We start from the raw sequence: 20,765 nt of genomic DNA, 5'->3' as shown, positions 1-20,765 counted from the left end.
AGTAGGGTCTGGGCCAGTGCTATGTAGACGGCATCCAGATTGCCGTCGTCACCGCTTCGGAGAGCAAAAATCTCAAGCGCTCGGAGCAAATGCTCCGCAACCTCTAAATCACCTTGATCGCAAGCATGGTCGAATACTTCTAACACCTCCTGGTTCAAGGTCCGTGTGTCTGTCTTACCAGGATAACCGGTACGTTTCATAGTGTTGGTTCACGGTATAAAGCTATGCCGCCAAAGCTGGCACAAGAAAAAACACGGCATTTAAAAGGTATAGCCCGGACCCTACTAACAGCAGCCCACCTGCAACGTCCAGCGCATGTTGATACTTAGAAAATATTAAAAATTTATCGAGCAGTTGCACGGCCCAGGCACCTAAAGCGATTGGGATGGAGCGACCAATTGCAAATCCGAGCAGAAGAATGGCACCTAGCAGCGGAGAGCCAATACCAGCGACGATACCAAGCATAACAATCAGGACAGGCGTGCACACTGGGCAGACTGCCACTGCAAAGGGAATTCCCAAGACGAAAGCTCCCCAAGGACCTGTTGCAGATTTTCCCCGGAAAGACGCAGCGGGAAGGGGGACGCGTACCCATCCAGCCCAGATCAGTCCGAGGAAAATCAGTAGCGGCCCCAAGACTATGCCCCAGTAGCGGCCAAGAAGATTTATTACCCAGCGTCCCCCATATCCGGCAATCACGCCAAGGGCAATATGAGTAACGATCAAACCAGTAATGAACATGCCGCCAAAAAGAAGTGCAGTCCGTTTTTCCCTTGCTCTTGTGACATATGCAAGCGACACTGGAATTGCAGCGATGGCGACCGGGTTGATACTGAAGGCTAATCCGGCCAGCAAGCCTATGCCGGCAGAAGCGTATCCTGCTTGCTCAATACTCTGACGCAGCGAGTCAATGTCCATGAAACGGTTCGTGCTCAAGCCGCTGTTGTAGTGCTTTTGCCAGTTGGGCCGGGGTAGGCAACGAAGCGAATACGACCTCTTTATCAATTGCCAATGCGGGCAACGTTAAAATCCCAAGCTCGACAGCATAGTCGAGTTCCTTTAGGGCGTTGACTTCTCGCCAGGAGACGCCCGGTGCGCTGCGTTCGGCGGCAGCTTTCAACTCATCGCGTGCCGCTGCGCACTTGCGGCATCCCTCAGTAAAAAACAGTTCAACGATCATGGTTTTTTTCCACTTTTGGCTTCTTCGAGGGCGGCCAAAATGGCACACTCGCCCACCGGGATAGCGTCACCAGCGCAGTTGCTAATCATAATGTCGAGTGCTTTTGACATGGTTTTCAGCGCCTTGATGCGCGCCTCAATTTGAAGCTTTTTTTCAACGGCTAGTCGGCGCACATCGCTACAGCAGGCTGTTGTGTGCTCACGTAGTTCTAACAGCTCACGAATTTCGGCCAGCGTAAAACCGCAGGCTTGCGCATGTTTGATGAACTGAATACGTTGCGCTGAATCTTCTCCATATAGCCTATAGCCGGCTCGCGTTAGTGATGCAGGGCGTACCAATCCCTCTCTTTCGTAATACCGAAGAGAGTCTGTCGAAATTTCTGCGATGGCAGCAAGTTTTCCAATGGTCAACATACGCGCTTGCTCTGCTAAAACCATAGTGTAAACCTTGGAGTGGACTCCAAAGTCAAGGACTATTTTCAATCTAGCTTCAGGCATATTTAAATGTGTAGCTGAGCCGTAATCCACGACGCTGTCGGCAAGCATAGCCAAGACATCCGAAAACTTCAGCCAATCTGCAACCAGCAATTCCAATTAGCAGGCAGTGGCCAGGAAAATCAGTGACCAAGTTGTCTAAAATCGCAGCAGAGCAGTCGACAAACGCAACCTTTACAATGCAACGTCTTAAGAAAATAGAATAGCGACGTCAATAGCAAGGTCTCACTAATGTTTGGATGGACTTTCTAAATACTGCCCGGTGGATCGACTCACTGAACATATTGATATACACTCGCTTCGTCATTCACTAAATGCCAATAATATGCTTGATGCAAAGAAAAAGCTGTTCGATGTCGAGCACGCGTTGCTAATGTACGCACATAGCTTTGTTATCCTCCCGGCAGTTGGTATTTATGACGCCGAACGCCTAAAGGAATTCGCTGAAGTCACCAAGAAGTGCCATATATACGTCATTGGTGAAACTCCAACAATAGCACTTAAGGATGTGCAACAAGATGGATGCTCTGCAAAGTTTTACGTGACCGTCGGAAGTGATATGGTTGAGCTAAATTTCGAATTGCCTGAAGGCGCAAACGTAATGGAGGAGAACGATAGATTCCGCTTTGTGAGTCCAGAAGGCCGAGAATTCGCCATTGAAGATTTGGACATTGCTATGGCAGTCAGGAGAAAGATCCCGGTACATTTCAATGTACTGTATATCGGTCAGGCTTTCGGTTCCGCAGGAGAAAGATCCGCACTTGATCGTTTGAAGAAACACGAAACTTTGCAGAAAATTGCTTTAAATGGTATTTCACACGGAAGTTCCTTGACACTTCTGCTGCTTGAGATACTTCCTGCGACAGGATTAGTCACTGTAATGAATCCATTCGCACAAAACCAGAAAGCTGGCAATGAGCGGATCAGAGCAGGCATAGATAAGTTATTTGGCACAACGGAAAAAGAACGGGTAGCGTTGTATGAAGCGTCGCTAATCCGATACTTCCAGCCACGGTATAATAAGGAATTCAAAGACAGCTTTCCTTCAACAAATATGAAAGTGTTAAAGGACTGCTACTCCAAAGATTTCTCTGCAGTTATCGCTGAGATCAATTTTGACGATTTGCCATGGAATTTGAGGTCAGAACTTGTGCCGTCTAAACCCTCCCACATCGCCACTCACAATCTTCATACTACGGAAGAACGGTCTATTTTCTTTTCCTCCTAAAACAATCGTTGTGCTGGAAGGCCGTGGGAATAGTATCGGGGATAATAAATGTAATAACATCTTCTTTTGCAATAATTAACTCAAGCGCCTTGCCAACCGTTTGGACACTGTTATTGGTTAACACATATAGTCGCGTTGTTTCTCAAACCGATTTGTGACACCATTTTAATTTTTTACCGCTACCGCACCAGCAGGCAGTGTAGGGACCAAAAGAAGGAAATCGTGGTAACAGGCGCATGTGTAGTGTTTCAAGCCTTCGTTCTATATTTCCATACTCTATAGCGTCCCGGTCATTTAGCCGGAGTTCGCCATGTTGTAGCGCACGTTCGCCCCGGTTCAAAAATTCAAACTCGTCATCGAACGCCTGAAGATAAGCTGAAACGTCTGGATCCCGGCTAATCGCATGTCGAAGGTTGTTGACTTGGCGACCGTCATATCTGGCTGACGGATCTGGAAGAAATAGGATGCGTTGCGTTTGTCTTGTTTTTGGCGATATATCGACCATTTCACCATCGGGATTTCGCCACACGGCATGAAACTCAGCTTCTATGAAAAGGCCGGGTAGTTCCCACAGAGCCCAGCCAATGACTGACTCGCCACCTGCGTTGCGTGCCTGGTCTTCCACAAGCACAAAACATTCATTAGCGGGAGCGCCTAATAATGGCAGAACGTCAACGTACTCTGGGGTCGAGTTCGGAACAATCTCATGGCAGAGCGACAGGATTGGCTCACTTATGTCGGCTGGCGTGATTGGGTGTTGAAATTTCATGGTTAAGATTTCTGGTGGCTAATAGAAGATTTATGTGACTGCCCCTTTAGCGCTATTGTGTTCTACAGACAACTTGCAATAGCCGATACTATGGTTGCAATATTGGCAACATTTGGTAATGAGCTAAGTAGGGCTGACACGATTGTTTTCTTTGGTTTGCCACTACGAAAGGCTTCCTCAACTTCATCAACTATTTCAAAAGCTGCTGCTCTATCCGGTTCCGGTAAATCTACTTGCTTTAACTCTTGCCTTAGAGCTTCAATGTGTTGCAAGGCACGATTGTCGATATGGACAACATTGGTGGAATTATCAATTGAGTTTTGATTAATGCGAGTGTTATTGCCGCTAACGTTATATGTAATATTCTGGACTGCACTTTTGGCTTCTGGCATGCCAAGCTTATGCACGTCCATCTGATAATGGGCCTTGATCTGGTGAAAATCTTCATGGAAACCAGGATCAATCACTCGGTAAGTTTCTTTGGCTCCATTAGACATTCGACGTAGGATCAAGTCGCCAGGCTCAATTAATAACCCATCGGCCTCCATAAATATCTTGTTTTTCTGTACACTTGCCTTACGCCCTGCCACTTCAGTACCGTCAGATTTCAATATGTCAATCGTGTCATTCATTAATTCAGAAAAGGGCACTTTTACTTCTCCTATAGTTGAAAGTGGCACCGAAGATGTACGCCAAAATCGGAGTCTCATAAGTTCTAAGTCATCTGAAAGCTGAACCAGTCGCCTGCGAATCAAATTCATTGTATTGATTTGATATAAGGAACGTTCAACGTCGATGCGAATGTCCCATTCTTCAACTTTGATACCGCACCGATTGCCTTTACGCACCATCCCTTCGATTTGAATATCCAGACGCTTTAAATAAAGTGCGTCGTCTAAAAAATGACTCGCCAACTCCAAAACTTGCGCTTTCGCTTCATCGGACAGTGGCAACATAAGATGTTCCACTATGGAAACAGCTTCGCCGAGGATCTGTGTACAATATTCAGACAGTTCTTGTGTTATTGCCTCCATGCAAGCAATTAAGGACGTTTTGAAAGTATTTTTTCGTGACGGGTCAAATAACGTAAGCGCATTGTTCCCGGCCAGTAGTAGCCTACCTGTGTGGTCCTCTTTGATGCGATGCAAGTGACTCGACAAAAGCTTGATTGCGTTGTGCTGCATCTTTGCCGTTTTATTCTTGGGTTGATCTACGTCGAAGAGCCAAGGGGTGCCCAACCATGGTGACTAATTTGGTACTGAATATGCTGTTTGTTTGTACTCGATATAGGCATTGCTTCGCTTTTTGCATTGGTAGCATCAGCGGATAATAGCGGAAATCCTATTGGAAGTTTATAGCGATGCAGAGATTAAGAGAAAAAGGAGGTGATCGAAAGGCCTCCTTCTTTGTACGGTGTGCTTTGCTGCCGCTCCGCAAGAGGAATAGACCTAATGTCACTTGGCAGCGGGGTGCTAATTTACGACACTGTAGGGGCTACCTCGCTTGCGAGAACAGCAGCGGCAACTACGGCCCCAACGAGAAGGGCGGCCTCGACGTATAGCACCGTTTTTAACCGCTCCATTCCGGCCTTTAGGAATTGCTCCTTATCCGTTTCGTCAAGGACTGCGGGGAAACCCGCAAACCGGTTGTAACCACCAAGAGCAACTGCAACCGCAATCAGGCATAACTTCATAGTCAGAGCTTGTCCCCATGTGGTCGAAACAAGATCTTCCAAATTGCGAAGTCCATGGTAGGCGTTATAAACCCCGGTGGCCAGAATGCCGATCAGTGCAACTGTGGCAGTTGTCGACAGTGATAACAAAAAACGCTGCGTAACGTGCCGATCAGGCAGAGGACGAAGCTGTGCACGGGGTAGGGCAACGAATCCTGAAACCAGCACGATTCCGACCCAGCATGCCATGAATGCGATGTGAAGCCAGTCAATGGCAACCGCCAAGCGGAAAACGCCACCTTCGGCTGCATGGCTACTGGCTGCTCGGGTGAACATGAATGCTCCGAGCAATAACCCAATCAACCAAGTTTGTGCTTGGCGATTCCTGGGGTTGCTGTAGAAAGCGTAAAACAATGCGAGGGCAGTCAGTAAGACCAGCCCATAAAGCCCAAGTCGACCATAGCTGGTCGAGGTAAGCATTGTCTGAAAGGCCTCCGAAGCATCGGAAAGCGGCACGTCACCCATCGCAGCGGCAGCGATCCAAAGATTAGCAATGCTGCCAACTCCACAGATGATGCACGCAACAAAAAAGCTAAAATCGAGCCGGCGCAGAACGCTGTCTGTCCAGGTCCCTTCGGACCCAGAGATCCACATACGAACAAAAAGCGCTCCCACGAGCCACGCAAGGCTCCCGTTCAGTAACGAGATCGCTGCCCAATGAAGCACTGACGTAAGCGGCATTTAGTTGACCGTAAAAGTGTAGTCGCCCTTACGCGGATGCCCATCCGGTCCTACTGCAGTCCAACGCACCGTATATATGCCAGATCCAAGTGTTGGAACATCAAGATGTAGTTTGGTCGGATCCGACGCGTCAACCCGTGCCTTCGAAGTAACGACTTCCTTGCCGGCTTTGTCAAGTATCTTGATCGAACTGAATGCGCCTTCTAGTTTTTCATTAAATACCAATACAACCTCTTTAGGAGGGGTGTCAAGTGTAGCCCTAGCCGGAGGCGATGATTCTTTGATGGCTGCATGTGCGAAAGCGGAGCCGCTTACGGCTGCAGCCGATGCGATCAGTAGGACAGAGAAAACCACTTTGAGACTAAACATATTTGCCCTTGTTCCTTAAACGTCGTTGTTTGGATTAGCCGCAATTTAATGCGGTATTCTTGCAATTTTAGAGTAAAAGAATGCAAGATTAGAATCCAAAGCCTACATCTAAGATTGCTCAGATCGTGGTTTCGGCAAAAAATTTACCCCGTAGTTAACTTCACTGTTTTCATCTTGTACATTTAAAAAGAAAAAGAACTTTTGGGAAAAGCTTTTTTCCTTTTGTTTGCGCAAAGGTCTTGACCTTCCAACCGCTGGAAGGTCTAAAGTGATGCTTCGATCATACAAGGAGGCTTTACCATGTACGAATTGCAAGTTGAGAGAATGACCTGCGGCGGATGCGTCCGGGGAGTGACACGCTCGGTGCAAACAGTGGATAGCGCAGCAAAAGTTGAGGTCGACCTGAAAGCCAAGAAGGTCCGTATCGATACAACCGCCCCGTTGGAAGCAGTTACTTCCGCGATTTCAGAAGCTGGTTACCCAGTTACTGCAAGCATCGTTGCCTGAAAGGTCGGAGCAGTCACTTTGGCTGCTCCATTTCATGAGGGATTCTGGATGCCTACTGTAACCGTCTTGCCACACCCAGAGTATGTACCTGACGGCGCTTCGTTTCAGGTCGACAGCGCAGCGTCTGTCTGCGACGCGTTGCTCGATCACGGTGTGGACATTGAACATGCTTGCGGCAAGGTGGGTGCTTGCACTACTTGCCACGTCATCATCAAGAAGGGATTCGATTCACTGAATGCCCCAAACGAAAACGAAGAAGATATGCTCGACATGGCTTGGGGGCTACAAGCGCAGTCTCGGCTGTCTTGTCAGGCTATTGTTAGCGCAGACGACCTTGTCGTAGAGATTCCAAAATATTCCATTAACCACGCCAAGGAAAACGCTTGAGGCGGCCAGGGTAGCGTATGTCAGCAGGCTGCCACTAACGTAGAGAACAGAATATGAAGATCTTGGTTGTAGAAGACGAAACCCGCGCTGCCGCTTATCTTCGACAAGGGCTAACTGAGCAGGGATACCAAGTCGAGGTTGCCGCGACGGGTGCGGACGGTTTGCACAGCGCCATGAATGGCGATCACGACTTGATTCTCCTCGATGTCATGCTGCCGGGGTTTGACGGATTTGCGGTACTTTCAGCCCTCAGAACGACAAAAAGCACGCCCGTACTGATGCTTACCGCCAAAGGAAATACGAATGATAAAGTGAAGGGGTTTGACCTTGGTGCCGACGATTACCTGGTAAAACCATTTGAGTTTCCTGAACTGCTTGCAAGAGTACGAACGTTACTAAAACGGACCAAGCAAATCGCACCAGACACGACCCTGCAAGTGGCTGATTTGCAGGTTGATCCGGTGAGGCACCGTGCGGTCCGATCGGGGAAACCCATTGACTTGTCTGCTAAAGAATTCGCGCTGCTTGCACTGTTGATGCGCCATAGCGGCGAGGTCTTATCACGAACCAAAATTGCTTCTCTGGTTTGGAATATCAATTTTGACTCAGACACAAACGTAGTTGACGTTGCCATCAGACGCCTGCGTGCAAAAGTGGACGATCCTTTCGAGGTAAAGCTCATCAATACAGTGCGTGGAGTCGGGTACGTCCTCGAAGAACGGACATGAGGGTACGCAGCCTCGCCCTCAAGCTAGCGCTGCTGGTGGGTATGCTTGGACTATTCCAGGCAGTCGCAGTGTTAGCTTTCTCCTACAACACGATGTCCCGTTCGCTTGATGAGCAAAGAAGACATTCGCTTGAGGACACGCTCAAAGAGGTATCACAAGTTGTCGATCGGCAGGAAAGCAGTGCGGCGATTAGCGGCGCTGCTTACCAGTTGGCTGAGGTGCTCGGACGGCATGAAGGCATGCACGTGGTAGTGGAAAGAGGGAACAAGGGTGAAACGCTGGTCGCCTTCAGCAACGTCGGAAAGGAGTCCCTTCACCAGCTTAAAACTGCAATCTGGGCTCCTGACGCCTTTTTGGAGTGGCGTTCTCGCGAGACGGGGACCAAGATGCTTTCCGTCTCTGCAACTGGAAACACCAAAAACGGGGACAGCTATGTGATGGTCTTGACTGCTGATCGTCGGGCCGACGATGAAATTCTCAAAAAATTTCTACTTACGGCGCTTACTGCTGGGCCTTTTGTGCTTGCCCTGGTTTCCTTAGGCGCGTTAGCAATCGTCCATATCGGTTTGAAGCCCCTTAACCGCTTTCGAGACGCAGCAGTTGCAGTGTCCACCAAAAATATTTCTGCACGAATCAATCCTGAACATCTTCCTTCCGAATTGCTGCCGTTGGGGAAAGCGTTCAACGGGATGCTTGATCGCCTTGATGATGGTATAAGGCGGCTATCGCAGTTCTCCGGGGACCTTGCCCATGAGATGAGAACACCGCTTGGGATTCTCCTTGGGCGCACGCAGGTCGCGCTGTCACAACAACGTACCCAGGAAGAGCTACTCCAAGTGTTAGAAGAAAACGTAGAGGAGATCGAGCGTTTAAATCGCCTCGTGACCGATATGCTTTTCCTCGCTCATGCGGACAGTACCAGTTTTGTCTTGGCAGCAAAGCCAATGAACTTCGCCACCTTGGCGAAAGAAATTGCGGACTTCATGGAGCTACCTGCGGAAGAACGCGGCATGTCCTTTCAAATTTCTGGGAACGCCACCGTCACCGTCGATGCATCCTTGGTACAACGAGCCATTACAAATCTTGTATCGAACGCGATCCGGTATGGCGCTCCAGGTAGCGTGATCGGCCTGGAGATCACATCTGACCAGTCAGCGGTACGTTTTTCCGTAAGCAATCACGGAGAACAGATTCCGGCTGAGCATCGTGCTCGACTTTTTGATCGTTTTTATCGAACCGAATTTTCTCGGGCGAGGGAAGCCGGAGGGAGCGGGTTAGGGCTGTCAATTGTAAAAGCAATAATGAAACTTCATCGTGGTAGTGTTGAAGTGGAAAGTAATGAGCATGGTAAGACATGTTTTACTTTGATATTTCCAATTCATCATGTACGCCAAGCTGTACAGGTGTAATGAGCGTAACCACAAAGACATGACCGGGCAGGTCAGCGCAGCCATATTGCATAGATTTCTCTAACTTACAGTCAAGGATCGATGTGTGGCTCTTCACGGGCGGAATTGCCGGCGTTCTAATTCTATTCAAAGCCATTACTTAATGACGGCAGGAATTAGACGTTTTATGCCAGTTAAAGGAAAATCAAGAGAGGCATCGTATTGTTCCACTGCATGTCCGACATTAGTATATAAATAGAGCAATTGGCCAGTATTTATCTTTTGCAATGCATAATTTGAAAGTGGTAATGAGATAAACAACCCGCCGCTTTTAGTCTTGACCCATTTGCCATCGGTTTTGGAAATAACTTTATCGTCTACACGCAACACTACATCACTGTCGTTAAGGGCGGTGAGAGCATCATCTATATCAGACGCATTCTCATATAAATGCGAGATAAATATTGCAAGTGAAGGAGAGTTATTTGCTTTGGCTAATATCAGCGAAACTTTAGCTCTTGTTCCAGGCTTAATTTGGGTAATTAGCGCTACGACTGAGCCATCGTTCAGAGCTTCTAGCTTCCAGCTAGATTTAGATGTCACCATGTTATCTATGCCAAGATCTACTAATTCTTGAGGGGATAACCAATACATTTGAGATGACGGAACAAGAGCAGCGGTATCGAGCAAAGATCTTTTCACCCCCATCTCTTCTATATAAGCCGCTAAGAAAACCATAGTTTTCTGTGCGAGACCGTCGCCTACATTACCGTTTGCGCCATAAAACTGATGCACGCCAAGACGCGATCCTGGTTCAATTAATCTGTTTACTCCACCCAACATCGAAAATGTGCATGCTGAAGCACATATCGCATTTTTCACAAAAACTTCCTCTGCAATCAGGCGGTCCCCGACTCTACTAAAGTTGGGCGCTAAGCAGGTATCAAATCCCAGCTTTCGGATAATTTTCCCGAGTTCTAATGCGCCTCGCAGATCACCTCCAGGACTGTCAAAACAGATGGTAGGTTTTAAGGGAAAGAACTGGTCCTTCGATCTTTCTTTGATTAAAAAATTTTCCAGGTCTCTGGCGCTATCACGACCTATAACACCTTCTGCTAATACCCGTACTGCACAAAAAGACGCGTTTCCACTGCATGGCCAAAATTGTACAAACCTCATCGGCCCAGTGTATCCAGCGTTAACTATGCAAGGCCAAAAACACACAATGAAAAGTATAGTTCTTATTTGACTCATATCAACATTTGCAGGCAATATTTTTAATCGATCACTCCGCATCAAAAATTAGGAACACACGAATCTTATTACTGCTTCCGCCGCAGTATCCGGTTCAACCTCTTTAAAAGTTGTTTCAGGGAGCGCTCTGGTGATAGTAGTAAGAACGTCACCTTGCGCGTTATGCTGGGGATAAAATGATAAAGAGGTCGTCGCAAACATACGTTCATCGCAAGTAATATACCAGAGGCTTTTCGTGGAAAGATACCCGAAGTATGGATGTCCTGGAACCGTTTCCTTGGTATCTAGATTGAATATTGTCCACACCTTTTTGTTTTTCCCTGATTTAACTATACTTTCACGGTCAACAAAAAAGGATTGAGTCGAATTTGGATTTAGGTTTATCCATTCTGACGCATACGATGGTGTAGCAAGTATTGCCGCAGTAAACGCTATGGCTGAAATCTTGGTCATTTTTCTTCAGGTTGTGATTGCAAGAAGTTTACTGGGATACTATCAAATTGGAATCAAATAGTCTTGCATTTTTAATAAAAAATGAAGAGATGGTCTTTTCGCCATTTGAATCAGGGCGATGGACATGGGGCATAAAGGCGTAAAGCTTCAGTATGCCAGCTAGGGGAAAGGCGTCGGAACATCCGTACGATAAGCTAGGGGAGTGTTGCAATAGGATGAATCATGATCCTGTATGAATGCCCTTGCACAAAGTGGAATCTCAACTTGTGCCAGTGCTGGCATGTAGCTATAAATGTAGTTGTTCCAACTTAATCTGACAGAACGTGACAGATTAAGTATGTCGCAGTCCGACCCAATGCAGTCGCTGCAGATTTTCGTCATGAACGTCGGCTATGGGAGGCAAACAGGCCATTGGAACAGATTTTTATTCCGGCCTTTCAATCGCTATCTGCCTGCGAATAGCAACGAAATAAAAGCTTGCAGAAGCCAAAGAAATCGTAAGCAGCGTTGTGAACACTGCCTTGGACGAAAACTCAGCTTCCACCAGCGCCGCAATGACCAGAGGACCTGCGGCTTGAGCCATCAACGTCGGACCCGCTAACGCACCAGCAATCGCGCCGTAGTTTTCCCGGCCAAAGAGCTTCTGCGGCACTGTGCCGCGTACGATGGTCAAGATGCCATTGCTCAGCCCATACAAGCCGCAAAATGCGGCCACTACCCATTGTTCTATACCTAGAAACAGCAATACGGCCAAAGCGGCAGGCAGCATTGCAAAAGTCAGTTTGCCAACCACTTCTGGTGCCGCGCTCCTGGCAAAGACCATTTCACCAACCCGTCCGGCAACCTGCATGGGGCCAATGAATGCGGCAAAAAACACGACCGTTGCAATCGAATGCCCCATCTTTTGCAACAGCGGAATCAGATGCACTGCAAGACCAGAAAAAATGAAGCTGTTCGTTGCAAAGGCACAGGCCAGCTTCCAAAAGCGCGGCTCTCGCACTACCTCGCGCAGGCTATAGTTTCGGGAGGTAGCCGGATGTGAAGGCTGCGACGCCCTCACTGGCGGCGCAGACAGCAGGTAATGCAAGGGCAAGCAAACTACCAGTTGCAGGACACCGTAGACCAAGTAGGTATCACGCCATCCCAGTATTGTATTGAGCTTCAAAGTAAGCGGCCAAAACACCGTGCTGGCAAAGCCGGCAATCAATGTCACAGTCGAAATACCGCTACGGGCATCCGTTGTCCAGGCGCGATTGATGGTAGCGAAGGCTGCCTCGTAAAACACGAGCGCCATGCCGACGCCAAGGACTGTCCAGGCTGCATAGTATTGCCACAGGGCCTGCACCTGGCTAAGCCCGATGAGCCCAACTCCGCAGGTCAGAGAACCGGCCGCCATGACAAACCGGCCGCCGAAACGGTCAATCAGCAATCCGGTCGGCGTAGAGGATAGGCCAGCAATCAGCAGGCCCCACGAAAAAGCGCCGAATACCAATTCCATTCGCCAACCGAGGGTGCGGTGGATCTCCGGAGCGAGAAGAGAAAAGGCATATAGCAACGAGCCGTATGACGCTATCAGCGTAAATCCTAAACTCCCAATCAGGTGCCAGTTCTTCTTGTTGTGCTCCATCCGGACACCTCGTTTTTATGGCTCTTTGCACTGGAAATCTGGTGACGTACCGGTAGCTTGTCGTCAAACCATCATAGTAGTCTAACGCCAATGTTCAATATTTATTGAATTAAACGGCAAATGTTGTATAGTCCTGCTTATGGACCATATCGCTATCGTTACCGCCCTTGATGCGCTTGCACATGAGCATCGGCTTAAAGTTTTCCGCATGTTGGTGCAGGCAGGCCCGGAGGGGCTTACTGCCGGCGCAATTTCTAGTGGGCTAGAGGTCAAGCCCTCCGCGCTTTCCTTCCATCTGAAGGACCTGGTGCGCGCAGAGTTGATTCAGCCACGGCACGTAGGCCGCCAAATTTTCTATTCCGCCCGGTTTGAAACCATGAACAGATTAATTGCGTTTCTGACTGAAAACTGTTGTGGCGGGAACCCTTGCACGCCTGTAAGCGCTTCTACTTCCTCCAACCTGCTCCTGACGGAGAGCCTCAAATGACTGAAAAAACGTATAACGTCCTGTTCCTCTGCACTGGCAACTCGGCTCGCTCCATCATGGCTGAAGCACTTGTCACCACGATGAGCAAGGGCCGCTTCCAGGGATTCAGCGCCGGTAGCAAGCCCGGCGGCACGGTCAATCCATTTGCTATCGAACAGGTCAAGAAAACCGGCTACCCGGTCGACAACCTGCGCAGCAAAAGCTGGGACGAGTTCGCAGCACCTGGTGCGCCACACATGGATTTCATCATCACTGTCTGCGACAACGCTGCAGGTGAGACTTGTCCCTACTGGCCAGGTCATCCAGCGACCGCGCACTGGGGATTCGAAGACCCGGCTGCGATTGAGGGCACCGACGACCAAAAGCGGGTGGCCTTCGAGAAGATTTTCAAGCAAATCCTGGCCCGGATGAACACGTTCGTAAGCCTGCCGGTGCACTTGCTGGAAAAGCATGCAGTACAGCAAGAAATCAAAAAGATTGGCGACACGCCGGTTACCTCCGCCTAACCTCGATAGTTGGCCGCTGCCTGGTTCACCACGGTAGCGGCTGCTCCGTTTTGTAGACCAAAATGACCACCACTCACACCACGGCAGTAGCTGGCGGCGCTGCGCCGGCCATCGGCTTTTTTGAACGCTATCTGACCATCTGGGTAGCCCTTTGCATTGTCGTCGGCATCCTGCTGGGACGCGCATTCCCTGCTGCATTTCAGGCTTTGGCGCGGCTTGAGGTGGCCCAGGTCAACATCCCGGTCGGCATCCTGATCTGGATCATGATTATTCCGATGCTTATCAAGATCGACTTCGGGGCATTGACGCAAGTGCGCAGCCAGTGGCGCGGCATAGGCGTCACCCTATTCATCAACTGGGCTGTCAAACCGTTTTCAATGGCGCTCCTGGGCTGGCTGTTCATCCGCCATGTATTCGTCGATTACTTACCGGCCGATCAGCTCGACAGCTATATCGCTGGACTGATCTTGCTGGCTGCCGCGCCCTGCACGGCGATGGTGTTTGTCTGGAGCCAGCTATGCAAGGGCGACCCGTACTTCACGCTTTCGCAGGTTGCACTGAACGATTCCATCATGATCGTGGCGTTCGCGCCGCTGGTGGCACTCCTGCTTGGCCTGTCCGCCATTACGGTGCCATGGGATACGCTGATCACGTCCGTTGTGCTCTACATCGTCATCCCTGTGATCCTGGCACAAGTCATACGCAAGATGCTGCTGGCGAAGGGTCCAAGACGCCTCGAGCGTGCAGTTGCAGCCCTGGGTCCCTATTCGATCTCTGCGTTGTTGCTAACGCTCGTTCTGCTGTTCGCATTCCAGGGCGAGGCCATCACGCAGCAGCCGGTCGTGATCGCCATCCTGGCTGTACCCATTCTCATTCAGGTACTTTTTAACTCTGGCCTCGCCTACCTGTTGAACAAGAAGTTGGGTGTAGCCCACTGTGTTGCCGGTCCGTCAGCCCTAATAGGCGCGTCCAACTTTTTCGAGCTAGCGGTGGCGACTGCCATCAGCCTATTTGGATTTCAGTCCGGCGCAGCGCTTGCGACTGTGGTCGGCGTCCTCATCGAAGTGCCAGTGATGCTGTTGGTAGTCGCGGTTGTGAACCGATCGCAGCACTGGTACGAAGCCAAAGCCTAACTTATGCCTATGTCACCTGATAACCTGCCGAACCTCACAAAAGACCTGTTTGTCGTCCCAGCGCGGTCGGACTTCGCCGGGGTCGCAACTTCAACGCACGCGCCGCGATTTCTTCTGCTTTACGGGTCGTTGCGGCCACAGTCTTTCAGCCGCTTACTGACTCAAGAGGCTGCCCGCCTGCTCGAGGCGATGGGAGGCGACGTCGAGATATTCGATCCCAGCGGCCTGCCGCTGCCGGACGATGCGCCCGACAGCCATCCGAAAGTCCAGGAATTGCGCAGGCTGGCGCAGTGGGCCGAAGGCATGGTCTGGTGTTCCCCTGAGCGCCATGGGGCGATGACGGGCATTATGAAGGCGCAGATCGACTGGATCCCACTCTCCATCGGCGCTGTCCGGCCAACCCAAGGGAAAACACTGGCAGTGATGGAAGTTTCCGGCGGCTCGCAGTCCTTCAATGCGTTGAACCAGATGCGCGTGCTAGGCAGGTGGATGCGCATGATCACCATCCCTAACCAGTCCTCCGTCGCCAAGGCATTTATGGAGTTTGACGAAAACGACCGGATGAAGCCATCGGCCTACTATGACCGTGTCGTCGATGTGATGGAAGAACTCTACAAGTTCACGTTGCTGACCCGCGATATCGCACCCTACTTGGTGGATCGCTACAGCGAGCGCAAGGAAAGTGCGGAAGAACTTTCAAAACGGGTAAATCAACGGTCCATCTGACCTTACGATACAGGCATTTTGCTTTGCATTTCATGCAAATGTTAAATTTTACGCAGTAGACGGTTGTATTCAATATGCCCGTCTGATAACTAGCCTAAAGCAGCCATCTGAAATGGCGCGGTTCGATTTCTGCTCTTGGCCGAACTCAGACTATTAGACAGGTCGAAATTTCGATCAAATTTGACACTTGCTGTCAGATGAATTCTAAGTCATTACACTTTAAAACCATAGACGCACACCCGCGACTACTTGGCGTTCGATAGGGGATTCTCCCGCTTGACGTGCAAGGTCAGCAGTTTGCCCAATCTTCCGACCCCAGTTTATTCCGATGTAGGGTGCGATTTCCCTTCGAATTTCATATCGTAGACGCAAACTGAGTTCAACGTCCGACAGTCCACTTCCTATTCCGCGTTCCTTATCTGCCTTGCCATACGCGTTCGCTTCAATTTCCGGCGTCAACAAGAGCACTTGGCTCAAGCGAATGGTGTACTCGGCTTTTCCTCGTACTGCTGTTCTCCCTGACGGACCGACATAGGCAGCAGCCTCCACGTTAAACCAATACGGAGAAATTCCCTGTACGCCGAACGCGGCCCACTGACGGCTCTTTTCCGCTCCAAAGTCATGACGCACCCCAGCCTGGAGGTCCCAGAAGGCAGCCACCGGTTTGGACCATAATGCTTCCAATCGGCCATTCGATTGGCCGGAAGTGCGCTCACCTTCTGTCTTAATCCAAAGCCTGTTGTAGTCTTTCCCGACCCAGAACTGGCCATCCCAGATCCACCCGTGATCGTCCTTGCTTTTCGCATATTCAAGGCGGTCCAAAAGTGCCATATAAATAACGGCGTCGTCGGACATTGCCATACCTTTCCCTGGTATTGGGATAGAGCCATCAGGGTTTCTTGGATATGGCAAAACAGGAGACGTACGTTGCATCTCGCTCTGCGGCGCTGTCGATTTTGACTGGCCCATATCATGTTGCATGCCGGGCATTGAACCGTGATCCATGCCCGGCATGTTCCCGTGATTCATTCCTGGCATTGAAGACGATGGCGTTGTAGTGGAGGGCGATGCAGGTCTCGGTTGTGGCGGTGGCGTCTTCATGCCCGGCATATTGCTATGGTCCATGCCCGGCATGTTTCCATGATCCATACCTGGCATTGACGACGGAGCAGGAGGAACGGGAGGAGTAGATGGCGGTTGGCCTGGCGGGGGCTGCATGCCAGGCATAGTGCTGTGATCCATTCCCGGCATGGCAGGGGAAGGCGAAGCGGTAGAAGGCGCAACAGGGCTCGGTTGGCTCGGAGTCTGCTGCATACCCGGCATATTGCTATGGTCCATACCTGGCATGGTCGAGGAAGGCAGAGCAGTAGAGGGTGTAGCTGGGCTCGGTTGATTTGGAGTCTGCTGCATTCCAGGCATGGTGCTGTGGTCCATCCCCTGCATGGGAGTCTGACCGTGTGCGGATACTGATAACACCCCACACAGGAACGCCGATCCTACTACCTTCGACTTTGCGCAGCGTAAGGAAAAACGCCGAAATGGGGCCTTCATCGCACTACCACCATTCGAAACATGCCTGCCTCCATATGATATAAAAGGTGACAGTGAAACGCCCATTGCCCCGGTGCGTCTGCTGTTACCCGAAAACTTATTTGCTTACCCGGCTGAGCGTTCACAGTGTGTTTGCGAACTTGGAATTGACCCTCTTCGTTCTCAATATCACTGAACATTCCATGAAGATGAATCGGGTGGTTCATCATCGAATCGTTAATTAACGTAATACGCAGGCGTTCTCCATAATTGAAATACACCGGCTCCGCCTCCGAAAACTTCTTGCCGTCAAATCCCCAGATAAACCGTTTCATATTTCCGGTCAATCGCAACGTAATTTCCCTGCTGGGTGGTCGTTTATCTGTCATCCCACCTACAGTTCGAAGGTCTGCGTACGTCAAAACTCTGCGCCCGTTGTCACGTAACCTTGGTCCCGGATCGCTAAGCGATTTAGATGGAGCCATTGCACGAGAATCCACCGAAGGACCGGTTGGGAGAGCAGACGACATGTCATGACCCTGCATTCCTTGCGCACTGCTCTTCATGGCGGACATATCATGGCCTTGCATGCCCGCTTGAGAAGCCCGAGCGCCGCCTTTCATGGAAGACATGTCATGGCCCTTCATCGAGGACATATCGTGACCTTCCATGCCTGCTTGGGGGGGTTGCGTGCTTCCCTTCATGGAAGACATGTCATGGTCTTTCATCGCAGACATATCATGACCCTGCATGCCCAGTTGAGGCGTTTGCGCGCCTCCCTTCATGGCGGACATGTCGTGTCCTTGCATGCTGCCCTGAGGGGTTTTTGTTTGCCCGCTCATAGAAGACATATCATGGCCAGCCATTCCTTCCATGTCGCCCATACCCATATCCACCATGGAAAGCCACGTTTTAGGGTCCATATCCGGAACCGGTGCACTCATTCCTATGCGAGGTGCCAAAGTTGCTCGTGTAAAGCCAGATCGATCAATCGACTGAGCAAATATCGTGTAGGCACGGGAATCCGGCATCTTCACGAGCACGTCATACGTCTCTGCTACGGAGATACGAAATTCATCCACTTCGACCGGCTCCACATCCTGTCCATCCGCAGAAACTACGGTCATTTTCAGTCCAGGAATTCGCACGTCAAATATCGTGGTCGCTGCGCCGTTGATGATACGTAGCCGAATGGTTTGGCCCGGTTCTGCCAGCGCTGTCCAGTTGGCGTTGGGTGGCATGCCGTTGGCGAGATAAGTGAATGTCGCACCAGATACATCGCCGAGGTCTGTCGGGTTCATGCGCATCTGGTTCCACATTTTCCACTTCTGCGTCGCCTGGGAAAAACCCATGGTTGACACATCTCGGAAGAAGTCTCCAGCGGTCGGCATCTGGTAATTGAAAAAGTCCGATTCCTGTTTAAGTCGCCGGAATACCCACTCTGGATTTTGATCTGTCCAATCGTTGAGCATCAAAACATAATTTCGGTCGGAGCGAATTGGATCACTACCCGCCGGGTCAATAATAATTCCGCCGAATAAACCCGTTTGTTCTTGAAATTTGCTGTGACTGTGATACCAATACGTGCCACTTTGCTGAACCTTGAAGCGATAAACAAACGTTTCACCTGGCTCGATTCCAGGAAAACTGATCCCAGGGACGCCATCCATATCAAACGGTAAAAGAAGCCCGTGCCAGTGGATGGACGTTGGCTCATCCAAACGATTGGTCACCTTGATGGTTACTGATGTTCCTTCCTTCATTCGCAGCGTCGGTCCCGGAAAAAGTCCATTGACCGTCGTTGCGGTTCGCTCTTTTCCGGTGAAGTTCACCAGAGTATTAGCAATGGTTAAATCGAAACTAGTCCCTTCGAGAATACTTTGCTGATTGGGTGCAGCGTATGCGGCATTCGGCAGGCTCCAAGCGCCCAATGCGGCCATTACACCCCCTGAAGCTATTCCTTGAACAAACCGGCGACGACGAAAATTGACATCTTTGTCGGCGCTTGGCTTTCCTGATCTGTACACATATCCCCCAATAGCTAATCCGGTCGAAACGACGTCCATGCGTTGGAAATTTAACCATGCAACTTGCTTCAAAAAGATAGCAGAGGAGAATTAAAATGGTGGCGTATCGCTTGTATAATGCCGGCAAGTCTTTGAGCAGACGCAAAAACCTGATTTAAAAAGCGGCGATTTTGAGGGAAATTCAAGAATGAAACATTGGAGTCTTATACAGGCTTGGAAGGCAGACATCGGCGGTACATATCAATCCTGGTTTCTGTGGGAAGAACGTTTAAAAAACTTTCGTTCTATTCGCCGAGGCCTCCAGGCGGTTGTACAAGAGATTCGAGAAGACAAATTTGGGAACGCATATCGAGACTCTTCCCTTGAAACAGTTGTTCATTCCATTGCAGAGCAAAGACAGATATTCAAAGGTGCGGATCACGCTTTTCTTTGGAAACCAAAGCTTCGTATTCCAGATATTTATGAAGACCGCGCAAATCAAGTTGCATTCGGTAGATTTTTAGATGTTTGCCTTTGCTGTCAAAGCGAAGAGGAAATTGTCGCTGCGATTCGCGAAATAGACGGCAGAAAAATTAAAGGCTTGGGGCCGGCAAGCGCGAACCTGCTTTATTTTCTTCACCCTACAGTTGTGCCACCGACGAACACCGCAATTATCAAAGGCTATAACTTGCTGACGGGTGCGAACGTCAAACTCGGCAAATGGGATGAGTATCTGGCAATGCGGCAGGGCATGCGCACTTTGAACGATGCGTATCGGCAACTATTGTCAAACGACTACGGTGCACTCGCCGGCCTTTTGTTTGACATTGGAAACGGTCGATATGGGGTGACTGCAAACGCAGATGGGCGGCTTGACTGGGAAAGCGACTTGGCAGCAATTAGAGCTGAGAATGCCGCAAGCCAGAAGGCGCTCGCTTTGGCTCGTGAAAATGACCATACCCACACCGAGATTCAGGGATGGTTAAGGGACTTGGGGATGAATCTTGGCTATGACGTCTGGATTGCTAACAACGACAAAGGCAGGACCTATCAGGGTGAGCGCCTTGGTCAGGGCTGTTTGGCCGAGTTGCCGTTGGCATTGCAACAGAACCAGGGTGCCAGTCTCATTTCGTTGATCGATGTTCTTTGGTTATCTAAAGAAGAAGGCAAGATTGCAGCCGCCTTTGAGGTTGAGCACAGCACCAGTATCTATTCAGGCATTGTTCGGATGCTCGATTTAGCGCTCGGCTTCCCAGAACATGGAAATGCTTCATTCTTCCTTGTTGCTCCTGACGCCAGAGAGAAAGATGTTCGTGCTCAGTTCGCTAGGCCCGCGTTTTCACGGGTCGCCGATCTCGATGTACGGTATCTTGGCTACGATAATCTCAAATCAAATAGAGAAGCAATCGGTCGATTTGGGAGCGGTTTAAAGGGTGTGATTGCAATATCATCTGCACTTGATTCGCACAGGGTCGCAGCGTAAATATATCGTTCATGCCATATTGAGTTAAAACATCTGCGCAATAGTTTGATGCAAATGTCGCTGTTTGGGACTTTGGTGTTGTGTCAAAAAATTTTGT

At 49.9% G+C, this 20,765-nt stretch carries 22 protein-coding genes; 10 read left to right on the top strand and 12 right to left on the bottom strand.

Annotation, left to right across the window (positions count from 1 at the left end):
- Window positions 1-222: 222 nt before the first annotated feature.
- From ABC383_RS06235 to ABC383_RS06225, 3 genes are read right to left on the bottom strand one after another with little or no spacing between them, the layout of a single operon-like run.
- Entirely contained in the window at window positions 223-918 is a 696-nt protein-coding gene (locus ABC383_RS06235; RefSeq protein WP_413012499.1) for a cytochrome c biogenesis CcdA family protein, read from the bottom strand.
- A complete protein-coding gene (locus tag ABC383_RS06230; RefSeq protein ID WP_413012498.1) occupies window positions 908-1,180 on the bottom strand; it encodes a glutaredoxin family protein in 273 nt (90 codons plus the stop codon). Before ABC383_RS06230 ends, ABC383_RS06235 begins: the two co-directional genes overlap by 11 nt.
- Entirely contained in the window at window positions 1,177-1,773 is a 597-nt protein-coding gene (locus tag ABC383_RS06225; protein WP_413012497.1) for a heavy metal-responsive transcriptional regulator, read from the bottom strand. The genes ABC383_RS06230 and ABC383_RS06225 overlap by 4 nt, the downstream gene beginning before the upstream one ends.
- A gap of 226 nt (window positions 1,774-1,999) precedes the next feature.
- Here ABC383_RS06225 and ABC383_RS06220 point away from each other — a divergent pair, with 226 nt between their 5' ends.
- Complete coding sequence (locus ABC383_RS06220) at window positions 2,000-2,902, top strand: hypothetical protein (protein WP_413012496.1); 903 nt, start codon at window positions 2,000-2,002, stop codon at window positions 2,900-2,902.
- Between the two features lie 142 nt (window positions 2,903-3,044).
- On the opposite strand, the gene ABC383_RS06215 is transcribed toward ABC383_RS06220, so the two are convergent.
- From ABC383_RS06215 to ABC383_RS06200, 4 genes are all read right to left on the bottom strand, one after another.
- On the bottom strand, window positions 3,045-3,671 hold the full coding sequence (locus ABC383_RS06215; protein WP_413012495.1) for a hypothetical protein: 627 nt from the start codon (window positions 3,669-3,671) through the stop codon (window positions 3,045-3,047).
- Window positions 3,672-3,733: 62 nt separating this feature from the next.
- Window positions 3,734-4,819 carry a hypothetical protein gene (locus ABC383_RS06210; RefSeq protein ID WP_413012494.1) on the bottom strand — a complete coding sequence of 362 codons (1,086 nt, stop codon included), beginning with the start codon at window positions 4,817-4,819 and terminating at the stop codon, window positions 3,734-3,736.
- Between the two features lie 329 nt (window positions 4,820-5,148).
- A complete protein-coding gene (locus ABC383_RS06205) occupies window positions 5,149-6,018 on the bottom strand; it encodes a copper resistance D family protein (RefSeq protein ID WP_413012493.1) in 870 nt (289 codons plus the stop codon).
- A gap of 66 nt (window positions 6,019-6,084) precedes the next feature.
- On the bottom strand, window positions 6,085-6,453 hold the full coding sequence (locus ABC383_RS06200) for a copper resistance CopC family protein (RefSeq protein WP_413012492.1): 369 nt from the start codon (window positions 6,451-6,453) through the stop codon (window positions 6,085-6,087).
- Window positions 6,454-6,753: 300 nt separating this feature from the next.
- Between ABC383_RS06200 and ABC383_RS06195 the strand changes: the two genes are divergently transcribed.
- The 4 genes from ABC383_RS06195 to ABC383_RS06180 are packed head-to-tail and all read left to right on the top strand — an operon-like array spanning window position 6,754 to window position 9,484.
- Window positions 6,754-6,960, top strand: a complete 207-nt coding sequence (locus ABC383_RS06195) for a heavy-metal-associated domain-containing protein (RefSeq protein WP_413012491.1) — start codon at window positions 6,754-6,756, stop codon at window positions 6,958-6,960.
- A 48-nt stretch (window positions 6,961-7,008) separates the two neighbouring features.
- On the top strand, window positions 7,009-7,347 hold the full coding sequence (fdx, locus tag ABC383_RS06190) for an ISC system 2Fe-2S type ferredoxin (RefSeq protein ID WP_413012490.1): 339 nt from the start codon (window positions 7,009-7,011) through the stop codon (window positions 7,345-7,347).
- A gap of 53 nt (window positions 7,348-7,400) precedes the next feature.
- Window positions 7,401-8,075 carry a heavy metal response regulator transcription factor gene (locus ABC383_RS06185; RefSeq protein WP_413012489.1) on the top strand — a complete coding sequence of 225 codons (675 nt, stop codon included), beginning with the start codon at window positions 7,401-7,403 and terminating at the stop codon, window positions 8,073-8,075.
- Window positions 8,072-9,484, top strand: coding sequence for a heavy metal sensor histidine kinase (locus tag ABC383_RS06180; protein ID WP_413012488.1), 1,413 nt, complete (start codon window positions 8,072-8,074; stop codon window positions 9,482-9,484). Before ABC383_RS06185 ends, ABC383_RS06180 begins: the two co-directional genes overlap by 4 nt.
- Window positions 9,485-9,619: 135 nt before the next feature.
- Here ABC383_RS06180 and ABC383_RS06175 read toward each other — a convergent pair whose 3' ends face one another.
- The 3 genes from ABC383_RS06175 to ABC383_RS06165 all read right to left on the bottom strand — a co-directional run bounded on the left by ABC383_RS06175 (window position 9,620) and on the right by ABC383_RS06165 (window position 12,797).
- The gene (locus ABC383_RS06175) at window positions 9,620-10,642 is read right to left on the bottom strand and encodes a COG3904 family protein (protein WP_413012487.1); all 1,023 of its coding nucleotides are present in this window, start codon (window positions 10,640-10,642) and stop codon (window positions 9,620-9,622) included.
- Between the two features lie 123 nt (window positions 10,643-10,765).
- Window positions 10,766-11,170, bottom strand: a complete 405-nt coding sequence (locus tag ABC383_RS06170) for a surface-adhesin E family protein (RefSeq protein WP_413012486.1) — start codon at window positions 11,168-11,170, stop codon at window positions 10,766-10,768.
- A gap of 424 nt (window positions 11,171-11,594) precedes the next feature.
- Window positions 11,595-12,797: an MFS transporter gene (locus ABC383_RS06165; RefSeq protein ID WP_413012485.1), complete on the bottom strand. Its 1,203-nt coding sequence runs from the start codon at window positions 12,795-12,797 to the stop codon at window positions 11,595-11,597.
- A 139-nt stretch (window positions 12,798-12,936) separates the two neighbouring features.
- Here ABC383_RS06165 and ABC383_RS06160 point away from each other — a divergent pair, with 139 nt between their 5' ends.
- From ABC383_RS06160 to arsH, 4 genes are all read left to right on the top strand, one after another.
- The gene (locus ABC383_RS06160; RefSeq protein ID WP_413012484.1) at window positions 12,937-13,284 is read left to right on the top strand and encodes an ArsR/SmtB family transcription factor; all 348 of its coding nucleotides are present in this window, start codon (window positions 12,937-12,939) and stop codon (window positions 13,282-13,284) included.
- Entirely contained in the window at window positions 13,281-13,790 is a 510-nt protein-coding gene (locus ABC383_RS06155) for an arsenate reductase ArsC (RefSeq protein WP_413012483.1), read from the top strand. Before ABC383_RS06160 ends, ABC383_RS06155 begins: the two co-directional genes overlap by 4 nt.
- A 62-nt stretch (window positions 13,791-13,852) precedes the next feature.
- A complete protein-coding gene (gene arsB, locus ABC383_RS06150; protein WP_413012482.1) occupies window positions 13,853-14,923 on the top strand; it encodes an ACR3 family arsenite efflux transporter in 1,071 nt (356 codons plus the stop codon).
- A 9-nt stretch (window positions 14,924-14,932) separates the two neighbouring features.
- Complete coding sequence (arsH, locus tag ABC383_RS06145; RefSeq protein WP_413012481.1) at window positions 14,933-15,649, top strand: arsenical resistance protein ArsH; 717 nt, start codon at window positions 14,933-14,935, stop codon at window positions 15,647-15,649.
- Between the two features lie 219 nt (window positions 15,650-15,868).
- Here arsH and ABC383_RS06140 read toward each other — a convergent pair whose 3' ends face one another.
- Together ABC383_RS06140 and ABC383_RS06135 are read right to left on the bottom strand one after the other, a co-directional pair.
- On the bottom strand, window positions 15,869-16,774 hold the full coding sequence (locus ABC383_RS06140; protein WP_413012480.1) for a copper resistance protein B: 906 nt from the start codon (window positions 16,772-16,774) through the stop codon (window positions 15,869-15,871).
- Between the two features lie 422 nt (window positions 16,775-17,196).
- A complete protein-coding gene (locus ABC383_RS06135; protein WP_413016253.1) occupies window positions 17,197-19,245 on the bottom strand; it encodes a copper resistance system multicopper oxidase in 2,049 nt (682 codons plus the stop codon).
- A gap of 148 nt (window positions 19,246-19,393) precedes the next feature.
- On the opposite strand from ABC383_RS06135, the gene ABC383_RS06130 reads away from it, so the two are divergent.
- Window positions 19,394-20,668 carry a type II restriction endonuclease gene (locus ABC383_RS06130; protein WP_413012479.1) on the top strand — a complete coding sequence of 425 codons (1,275 nt, stop codon included), beginning with the start codon at window positions 19,394-19,396 and terminating at the stop codon, window positions 20,666-20,668.
- Window positions 20,669-20,765 lie beyond the last annotated feature (97 nt).

Origin of the sequence: Noviherbaspirillum phoenicis (assembly GCF_047237965.1) — a bacterium.
Taxonomy (GTDB): Bacteria; Pseudomonadota; Gammaproteobacteria; order Burkholderiales; family Burkholderiaceae_D; genus Noviherbaspirillum_A.
The sequence above is the reverse complement of the archived record's forward strand: the minus strand, read 5'-3'. Positions and strand labels throughout refer to the sequence as shown.